At 60.2% G+C, this 9,079-nt stretch carries 9 protein-coding genes; 6 read left to right on the top strand and 3 right to left on the bottom strand.

All coding sequences use genetic code 11. The annotated features are described in order from the left end of the window. Together AMD30_RS23710 and AMD30_RS23705 are read right to left on the bottom strand one after the other, a co-directional pair. Positions 1-807 (bottom strand): MMPL family transporter (locus AMD30_RS23710; protein ID WP_156354404.1); only part of this gene is annotated, 807 nt, incomplete at its 3' end. A 79-nt stretch (positions 808-886) separates the two neighbouring features. After that, entirely contained in the window at positions 887-1,225 is a 339-nt protein-coding gene (locus AMD30_RS23705; protein WP_005195185.1) for a DUF4873 domain-containing protein, read from the bottom strand. 133 nt (positions 1,226-1,358) lie between these two features. Between AMD30_RS23705 and AMD30_RS23700 the strand changes: the two genes are divergently transcribed. The 6 genes from AMD30_RS23700 (at position 1,359) to AMD30_RS23675 (ending at position 7,729) form a co-directional block, all read left to right on the top strand. Then, on the top strand, positions 1,359-2,327 hold the full coding sequence (locus tag AMD30_RS23700; RefSeq protein WP_005195186.1) for an AurF N-oxygenase family protein: 969 nt from the start codon (positions 1,359-1,361) through the stop codon (positions 2,325-2,327). Between the two features lie 161 nt (positions 2,328-2,488). Beyond that, positions 2,489-4,009 (top strand): flavin-containing monooxygenase, encoded by a 1,521-nt coding sequence (locus tag AMD30_RS23695; protein ID WP_005195187.1) that lies wholly within the window; start codon positions 2,489-2,491, stop codon positions 4,007-4,009. Positions 4,010-4,056: 47 nt separating this feature from the next. Then, the gene (locus AMD30_RS23690) at positions 4,057-4,926 is read left to right on the top strand and encodes an SDR family NAD(P)-dependent oxidoreductase (protein ID WP_006369629.1); all 870 of its coding nucleotides are present in this window, start codon (positions 4,057-4,059) and stop codon (positions 4,924-4,926) included. Then, complete coding sequence (locus AMD30_RS23685; protein WP_005195189.1) at positions 4,923-5,993, top strand: ferredoxin--NADP reductase; 1,071 nt, start codon at positions 4,923-4,925, stop codon at positions 5,991-5,993. The genes AMD30_RS23690 and AMD30_RS23685 overlap by 4 nt, the downstream gene beginning before the upstream one ends. Continuing rightward, entirely contained in the window at positions 5,983-6,888 is a 906-nt protein-coding gene (locus AMD30_RS23680) for an alpha/beta fold hydrolase (protein WP_006369630.1), read from the top strand. Before AMD30_RS23685 ends, AMD30_RS23680 begins: the two co-directional genes overlap by 11 nt. Positions 6,889-6,979: 91 nt before the next feature. After that, positions 6,980-7,729, top strand: coding sequence for a TetR/AcrR family transcriptional regulator (locus AMD30_RS23675; protein ID WP_026919816.1), 750 nt, complete (start codon positions 6,980-6,982; stop codon positions 7,727-7,729). 349 nt (positions 7,730-8,078) lie between these two features. On the opposite strand, the gene AMD30_RS23670 is transcribed toward AMD30_RS23675, so the two are convergent. Then, on the bottom strand, positions 8,079-9,079 hold a 1,001-nt coding region (locus AMD30_RS23670; RefSeq protein WP_055477312.1), incomplete at its 5' end, for a BtrH N-terminal domain-containing protein.

Genomic DNA, 9,079 nt, shown 5'->3' with positions numbered 1-9,079 from the left:
GGAAACGCCGGGAGGGATCAGGGATACCGGCATGCCCAGCTCGCCTAGTCCAGATAGAACTCCGCGACCCACGGCCAAACTCATGCCCACGACAAGCAGCGGCATCAGCGCGGTGAACACCGAACGGTAGACGACGAGGAGGATCACGGCGATCAGCAGCACGGTGGCGACAGTGATCAGGACCAGATCCGACTCGCCCACGGCGAGTTGGTCGCTAAAGGTCGCGGGTGGGCCTGTCACACGGACTCTCGTCTCAGTGTCGCGAAAGATTCTCTCCGCGGTGTCGCGTACCGCTGCGACCGCCTCCGCGGTATCGGGTCCCCCGAGTGTGCCGGTCACTCCCACGGGCAGATACCAGGCTTGCTTGTCTTTGCTGAGAGCCTGACTCGCAGTGAGGGGATCGCTCAGCAGGTCTCGGACGGCGATGACGTGCTTGTCGTCCGCCCGCAGGGTGTCGACAAGCACGTGGTATCGATCGCGGGTGTTGTCGGACAGGCCTGCACTGTTCTCCATCACAACGAATACGGTGGTCTTGGCGCCGCGCTCGTCGAAAGAGGCGCCCATACGGTCCAAGGTCTGAAAAGACGGGACTCCGGCCGGGATCGGATCCACAGATTGTTCCCGTACCACTGACTCCAGTTGAGGAAAGAGAAGGCCTAAGCCGATAGCGGCACCGAGCCAAACCAGCGTCACAATCCCTTTGCGGCGGAGGGTAAACCATGCAACCCGCTCAAGGGTCGGACTGTATTCGCCGAGTTTCTCGCCCCCTCTCGACGAGCGGGTTCGAATGGGAGACGAACTCACCATGTGCAATATCCTCTCGACCTGAAGTGGGCGACCCAATCGTTCGGATCCGTCTGGCGAACGTCCGTGCGGTGGATGATTGTCACTTGTGGTGGTGCTCGGCCATGTCTTCGACCTCCTCGAGAGTGGTGGGCAGGTGGTATGGGGGGGTGCTCTTACCTGAGATGCGGTATCGGCCCCAGAAGTCGGGATCCCCGACGACACACTCCGCCCGCCCCTCAGCGGTCGTAAATACAGCGATCGCGCGGGCGCCTTTCAGGAGCCCGTCGAGCTCATCATTCTTCTGAATCCGGCCATACCAGGTGTATAAGCCGTTCAGCGGCTGGAAATAACCTCTTATTTTCGCTTCGACATGGATCTCCGTCCCACGGCACACCAGGGTTCCTTCGCCGGAGTAGTCGAGGTCATGGTCGTCAGACATGCAGCCCTACCTTCTTCGCATTGAGCGTTGACAAATAACGCGGTTCGTGGATACTAGCAGTACCAGATACTGCGAGTAATGGGTACTGGGCGCCAGGCCCCGACTCCCAGCCTTGAACGACCGAGGAGAAGACATGACCGTGCAGGATGCCCATATCAAGCCCGACTTTTCACAGGAGGGCATGGCCCGGGTGAACGGGCGCAAGCCCGTCGACATGGAACGATCTGCAGGTCGTCTGTTGCGGTCTTCCGCGGAGAAGTTCTACGACGCGGAGATCGACATCGACTGGGAGTCGCCCTGGGAGGAAGGCAAGTACTTTCTGCCAGAGCACCGGGTGTCGCTATACGGCACCAAACTATGGAACAAGATGACCGAGGAGCAGCGTCGCGAGCTGGGACGCCACGAGATCGTGAGCATCCTCAGTTTCGGCATCTACGCAGAGAACCTCTTGAGTTCGGCGCTCCTGCGCATGTCGGCAAAGGGGGCCCTAACCGATCAGAAGTCCCTATACGCGCTAACAGAAATCGGCGATGAGTCCCGCCATTCCACTATGTTCGCGCGCCTCATTAACAAAACAGGCGTGCCCCCTTACAAGCTCCCTAAGGGCTTCTTGAGCTTCGCAAAGATCCTGCATTTCGTCCCGCTCGGACCGTCGGTGTCCGGAGCCACGCTGCTGATCGAGGAAATCCTGGACCGCGCCCAGCGCGAGGCGATGAACGACCCAAGTATGCAGCCTCAGCTTCGCCAGCTCATGAAGATCCATGTCCTCGAGGAAGCCCGTCACATTACCTTTGCGCGACTGGAGATGATCGAAGGCATGCAGCGTCGACGTAAGGCGACGCGCGCTTGGCACCGAGGGGTGCTTGCCGTCATCGCGAACCTGGCGTACCCGCTGCTCATTAATCCGAAAGTGTACCCCGCAGTGGGAATTAGCCGCTGGCGTGGCGTATGGGCACAACAAACCAGCCCAAACTATCGGACCAACCTGCAGTTCATGTCGGAGCCCATGATTCGGTTCTTCCATGAGGCGGGAATGCTGGAAGGCAAGTTCACAATGGCCATGTGGCGCGCGACGCGGAGCCTTCCCGACGATCTCCGCTGATCTCCGTTCACGCGGCCGAGCCGTCACGGTCGACATCAGTTAGACCTGTGCGGAGCATTCTCGATGGCTTCGCGATCACTTCCGCCTCAACAGATCACCCGCTGCCACTGTGCGCAGGTGATGTGTTGTGCCAACGAACCCACGAGGGAGAAAGCATAAACATGGCATCTTCAACTACCCGGCGCGCCTCGCGCGCCGCCGCCAAAACCGACTCAACCGACGACCCGATTTCGACCAAGATTCTGATCATCGGAAGCGGGTTCTCTGGTCTCGGGATGGCCGCACAGCTAAGACGTCGCGGGTACAGCGACTTTCTAATCCTGGAGAAGGCAAGCTCCGTCGGTGGAACCTGGCGCGACAATACCTATCCGGGCTGTGCATGTGACGTCCCGTCGCTGATGTACTCGTACTCATTCGAAAGTCGAGGTAGCTGGTCGAAGGTGTGGTCGTCACAACCAGAAATTGAGCGGTATCTACAAGACGTCGCGGACAAGCGCGGCGTGACACAAAAGATTCATTTCGGTCAGAAGTTGGTTTCCGGATACTGGAGCGAGTCAGAGTCGCGGTGGCACCTGCGTACTGAGTCCGGACGTGAGTACATTGCTCAGTTCGTAGTTTCAGGAGTCGGTGCGCTGCATATCCCCAATTTTCCCGAAATTTCGGGGATTGAGGACTTTAAAGGCGAAGCGTTTCACTCCGCACAGTGGGATCATTCGGTGGATCTGGAGGGCAAGCGTGTCGCCGTGATCGGCACTGGTGCCAGCGCTATCCAGTTTGTGCCGTTCGTACAGAAGGAGGCCATGTCCCTCAAGGTCTTCCAGCGAACCCCTGCCTGGGTCCTACCCCGCAAGAATTTCACCGTTCCGCCGGCCCTGCGGACTCTTCTGAGCAGACTCCCGATTGCACGTCGTATCGCCAGGTGGTCGGTGTACTGGGGTGCGGAGAGCCTAGCCTTCGGCCTCAACGGTCACTCCAACCTTATGCGGCCAATCGAACGGGTCGCTCGGTGGAACATTGAACGCTCCATCTCTGATCCGGCACTACGCAAGAAACTGACCCCGTCATATCGCATCGGCTGTAAGCGAATTCTGGGGTCAAACGACTATTACCCTGCACTTGCGGCGCCCAACACCACCGTCATCAGCGATCGGATTGAGAGGGTCACCGCTGATTCCATCATCACCTCAGACGGCGTCGAGCACCTCATCGACGTAATTATTTATGCGACCGGTTTTCACGTGACTGATGGTTTCGATCAGCTCGCCCTGAAAGGTGCCACTGGCGAGGATCTCCCGTCCCACTGGCATCAGACGGGGATTAACACGCACCTGGGCATCACGACCAAGGGTTTTCCCAACCTGTTTTTCCTCCTCGGACCCAACACGGGCCTCGGCCACAACTCAGTGGTGTTCATGATCGAGCAACAGATCAAATACATCATGAAGGCCATCGACACAGTAGAAAGCCGAGGCGCTGAGAAGGTTGACGTACGCCCGTCCGTGCAAGAACAGTTCAACACCGACATCCAGCGGAAGCTGGCCAAGGGAGTGTGGACCAACGGCGGCTGCACGAGTTGGTATCTCGACTCGCAGGGCGTCAACCGGACCGTGTGGCCGGGCTTCACATGGCAGTACTGGCGCGCCACAAAAGATTTCGACCCCGCTGAGTACGACATCGCCTGAGCCCGAACGCACGGAGAGACACGATTCGTAGAAATGGTGAGACGACAGTGAGCAATTCTGACCGGCATGATTACACAGGCAAGGTGGCAGTGATCACCGGTGCCGCGTCAGGGATCGGTCGGTCTCTGGCACTCCAGTTGGCGGAGCGAGGTGCCGCACTGGCACTGTCCGACATTGATGAGATGCACTTGAAGGAGACTGCAGAACTTTGCCGCACCACGTATGCGGCGACGGTAACCGCCGCCGTACTAGACGTTGCGGACCGCAGTGCGTTTCAGGACTATGCCGACGGAGTGCGGTCAGAGTCGGGCCACGTCGACATGGTGTTCAATAACGCCGGCGTGGCCTTGGGCGTCGACGTGGTCGACATGACCTGGGAAGACTTCGACTGGCTCATGGGCATCAACTTTGGCGGAGTCGTTAACGGGTCGAAGGCGTTTCTGCCTCACCTGATCGCGTCCGGGGACGGACATCTCATTAACACGTCGAGCGTCTTCGGCTTGATCGGAATCCCCAGCCAGAGCGCATACAATGCCGCGAAATTCGGCGTCAGAGGCTTCACCGAGGCGCTCCGACAGGAGATGAAAATCAGTCGATACCCGGTCACAGTGACATGTGTGCACCCGGGGGGTGTAAAAACCAACATCGTCAACAATGCCCGAGGCGTTTCCGCCATGGGGGCAGACACCGCGACTGTCGCCTCGCTGTTCGACAGGATCGCACGAAGCACCCCGGATAAAGCAGCGGCGACAATCCTCAAAGGTATGGACAAGAAGAAGGCACGAGTGTTGATCGGTGCGGACGCCCGCGGTTTCGACTTCGTGGCACGGGTGATCGGTCCCCGCTACCAGGACATCGCGGCGCCACTGACACGGGCGGGTTACGCGGTCGCACGTAGACAGGGGATCCTCAAGTGACCGTCGAACCCGATGCACGTCCGGCTGCCGCAGCCCGCTCACGCACCTTGCGCGTCTCAGAAGTGACCCAGGAAACGAAAGACTCCGTCACCATTTCGTTCGAGATCCCCGATGCCATGGTCGAGGAGTTCAAGCATGTCCCAGGGCAATTCATCACCGTGAAGATCCCATCTGATCGGACCGGTCATGTCGCACGATGCTACTCGTTGAGCAGCTCGCCTCACGTCGAGGACTTCCGTCTCGAGATCGGGATCAAGCGGACGGAGAACGGTTACGCATCGAACTGGCTGTGCGACAACGCGATGACGGGAATGGAGTTGACCGTCCTCCCGCCGTCGGGGCACTTCACGGCTAAGAATCTCGACGTCGATTTTCTATTCTTTGCAGGAGGAAGTGGGATCACTCCGGTCTTGTCGCTGATTAAGTCGGCGCTTGTGTGCGGCGGGGGCGAAGTCACACTGTTCTACGCGAATCGCGATGCCGAGTCGATCATGTACGAGGGCCAACTGGCGCAGATCGCCTCCGAGTTCCCCGAGCGTTTCACGGTCTTCCACTGGTTGGAGTCGGCTATGGGGATTCCGGCACCTGAGGATGTCGAATCCGCCATACGTGAGCACCGCGGTGCACAGATCTACACCTGTGGTCCGGCGCCGTTCATGGATCTGGTTCAGAAGTCGGCGGAGGCCTGCGGTGTTGAGCACGCCTCGGTACATCGAGAAGTCTTTCAGTCACTGACCGGAGATCCATTCGAGACAGCCACGATGCGTCAGCTCAGTGACGACGATGGTGTGGCGACCGCCACGGTCTATCTGAATGGGCAGTCCATCACGACTGAGTGGCCGCGCAACACTCCGTTGCTCGACGTGCTATTGGCCCAAGGTCACAATGCCCCGTACTCCTGCCGAGAAGGGGCCTGCAGCGCGTGCGTATGCAAGCTGGTTGAGGGTGATGTAGAAATGGCACAAAACCACATCCTCGTTGAAGATGACATTGCCGACGGTGAACGGCTTGCGTGTCAGGCACTTCCGCTGACGGATGCAGTCACGGTGAGCTTTGATGACCTCTGAGATAGCGAGCGAGTCGCGAGGATCGCGGCACCTCGAGGTCCTCTCCTCCGACGGAACCAGGTTGTTCGCCCAGGAATTCGGCTCGGGCCGGGATGCTCCACTTCTAGTCTTTAGTCACGGCTGGGCCTGTCAGGGGCGTTTCTGGCGGCCACAGATCGAACAGTTCGCGGCGACGCATAGGGTAGTGGTCTACGACCAACGCGGACACGGGTGGAGCGACCGGGGCCGGGTACCGTTCTCGGCGAGACTTCTGGCCGATGACTTGGAGTCCGTAGTTCGGGCGGTAGCCACTCCCACCGACAAGGCTGTCGTGGTCGGACACAGCATGGGAGGTATGTCCATCATGAGCTGGGCAGCTGAGTACCCAGCCTCGGTGTCGGAGCTGGCCCGCGGAGTAGTACTGGCAAGCACCGGGCCATCACAGTTGGTGGATCGGTCAACGTTACTCAAAGTTCCCCGCCAGCTACGACCGAGACTTGAACGGGCCTTCGCGGCTAGTCTTGCGGTCGCGGGACCCGAGATGCAGGACACGCGTTTGTCTCGCCGCCTGATTCGTTACGGAACCCTGGGCCCGGGCGCGACTGTCGAGGTAATCGATGAGTGCGCCGACATCGTGTTGCGATGCCCACCACAGGTGCGGGGGATGTGGGGTGCGGTTTTGGCGACAATCGACGTCAGCAGGGGTGTTGACTCGCTGACAGTGCCGGCGGCGGTCATCGTGGGCGATGCCGACAGACTGACCCCGGCGGCCCATTCGGTGGATCTCGCAGCGCGACTGGGTCGGCAGGGCGTTCTATTTGAATTCACTCTTCTCGACAAGGTCGGTCACATGTCCAACCTAGAGGCCGTTGAAGACTTCAATTCAGCTGTGGCCAGGTTAGACAGATCCGCTTGAAGCTCGTTTCGACCCATGTCTCTGCCGACTGCATGCGTGCGCCACGTGCTTATTGGGGCGACGGTCAACCATCCTGGTAGCGTGGTGGGTCATGTCTGTAGTCCGTCGAATCTCCGCAGCCCCGGTGAAAGTGCAACGTCGTGTGCGCGATGCACGAAGCACGCGTTGGGACGACCACCGCGCTATCGTGAAGGCTGAACTCGTCGACGCGGCAATACGCGCGATCGAGAAGTTTGGCGACGCTGTGAGCATGGACGACTTCGCGGAAGAGGCAGGGGCGTCGAAGCCGAAGCTTTATCGCCATTTCGGTGACCGAGCTGGGCTCTATTCCGCTGTGGCAGCACGTTTGGGTTCGATGATGTGGGAGTCCGCACAGTCAACTCTGCTCTCCGGACAGCAGGACTCCGTCGACGAGCTCTTCCGGTCAGCGATCTCCGCATACGTGTCATTGGTCGACGAGCATCCGGCGGTCGTCCGCTTCCTCATGACGAACCACATGTTTCAGTATTCTGAGTCCGGCGAGGGAGGGGCCGCGGATCAGCTGAGATCGGCAATGGATATTATTTCCGACGAGTTCGCCCGTAGCCTCCAATCGGTCGGTGCCGACGAGTCCCTCGTCGCCGTCGTAGTGGCCTCCATCTTGGGGGCGGGCCTATCAGCTACCCAATGGTGGATCGATCACGGTCGGCTCAATGGAATGAGCAAGGACCTGTTCTCCGCGCACCTTTATCAGACGTCGTGGGGGATCATTGACGGCGCTGCGGCCACAGTGGGCGTTCGCTTCCGCAGAGACAGACCCTTCGGCGACCCCGCGTTCGCCACTCGCCTCGGACTAGACTGATCCCGCTCGCGAGAGACGGTGCCGCCCCAGTCTCCGCCCTCAGTATTTGATCACAACTGTGTTCCTTATCGCGAGGAGCACTTGTCCAAGTGTCGGATGGGCGGGTCGAACGACTCGTCGTCTACCACCTGATCTAGTGTCATCACGTCGCCCCCGGTGATGAAGCCGGCGAGCCAGTCAGGCCCCAGGTCTGGCGCGACCAGTAGGACCGAATCAACTCGTAGGAACTGATGCCCACGATCTCGTGGTTCACCCCGTCGGACTCCGGTAGCGACCCACCTCAGTCGATCCAGATGCGAAAGGGCCGGGCTAGGGCCAGCCACTCACCGATGCGGTGCTGGCAGTTCTTCTAAACGGCGGACCTTAGGGATCTGGCGGCGGAGTCCAGTGAGGTGGCAAGGCTCGACTCAGTGTCAGTTAGAACCGCCGCGGCCTCGATGACGTGGTCGAGCCGGGTAGCAGCGGTCGAGCCCTTGTGTACGGCCGCCTGAGCGACTGATGTCCATGCTGCAGCCGCTCGGTGAGCATCTCTGGCAAGGTCGCTGGTTGCAGCATCGCCGGTCAGTCGGGCGATCTCGTCGCAGCCACACGCGAGTAGTCGTCGGAACAGGCCACCACCCGTACCTGCCTTCTCGATGAATGCACCAAGACTGAATAGGTGGACTTCGAGCACGTCGGAGGGCAGCTCATGCCAGAGCACCACGTCAGAGGATAGTGCTAGGGCTGCGTCTATTCCGTGTGTCCCCGAGTGTTCGACAGGGCCGGCGATCGTGGATCCTGCGGGCGCGCGCATGCATGCCGCAGATTGCGCGAACGCCTCCGCAGCCACGACGGCGATTGACGGTAGCGCCTCGGGCCAGTCAATGCGGAAGAGCGTATGTCGGGTCGGCTCGGGGAAGGTCATCGAGCGTCGGGCTCGCGCCAGCGCGTCGAAGGGAACCTGTTGAATTTCGACGCGATCGTTGTCTGCGACGTAAGCGATTTCTGCGTCGCTGTCGTAGCCCACTATGACGATATCGTGGCGACTCATGCGCAACTGAACGCGCAGGTAGGGCAATTCAGCAATTTCGGCCCACACGAGCGCGGGCCGGCCGCGGTCGAGTTCGTCGCGGACGAGATCCCACCCTAGCTGGGGATCGTCGGTGGACCGGACCTCCACCGTAGCGCCGAGACGGCGGGGGAGGTCCATCTCGAAGTCAGGACCACGTCCTACCAGATACAACGGCGGCACGAGGGCGTCGGTGCGAACATACGTGAGCGAGAGTGCTCCGCCCAGAGCGAACACCAGACCCTCGTTCGGTGGCCCGTCGAAGCCTAGTCCCGACCACTCCATCAAGTCGCGCATCGCGC

Source organism: Gordonia sp. HS-NH1 (assembly GCF_001418765.1).
Classification (GTDB): Bacteria; Actinomycetota; Actinomycetes; order Mycobacteriales; family Mycobacteriaceae; genus Gordonia.
This window is presented reverse-complemented; position numbering and strand designations above follow the sequence as displayed.

What these genes read in the sequence shown, in the direction of transcription:
- AMD30_RS23705 (WP_005195185.1), bottom strand. Translation starts at nt 1,225, where the DNA reads ATGTCTGACGACCATGACCTCGACTACTCCGGCGAAGGAACCCTGGTG.
- AMD30_RS23700 (WP_005195186.1), top strand. Translation starts at nt 1,359, where the DNA reads ATGACCGTGCAGGATGCCCATATCAAGCCCGACTTTTCACAGGAGGGC.
- AMD30_RS23675 (WP_026919816.1), top strand. Translation starts at nt 6,980, where the DNA reads ATGTCTGTAGTCCGTCGAATCTCCGCAGCCCCGGTGAAAGTGCAACGT.
- AMD30_RS23695 (WP_005195187.1), top strand. Translation starts at nt 2,489, where the DNA reads ATGGCATCTTCAACTACCCGGCGCGCCTCGCGCGCCGCCGCCAAAACC.
- AMD30_RS23680 (WP_006369630.1), top strand. Translation starts at nt 5,983, where the DNA reads ATGACCTCTGAGATAGCGAGCGAGTCGCGAGGATCGCGGCACCTCGAG.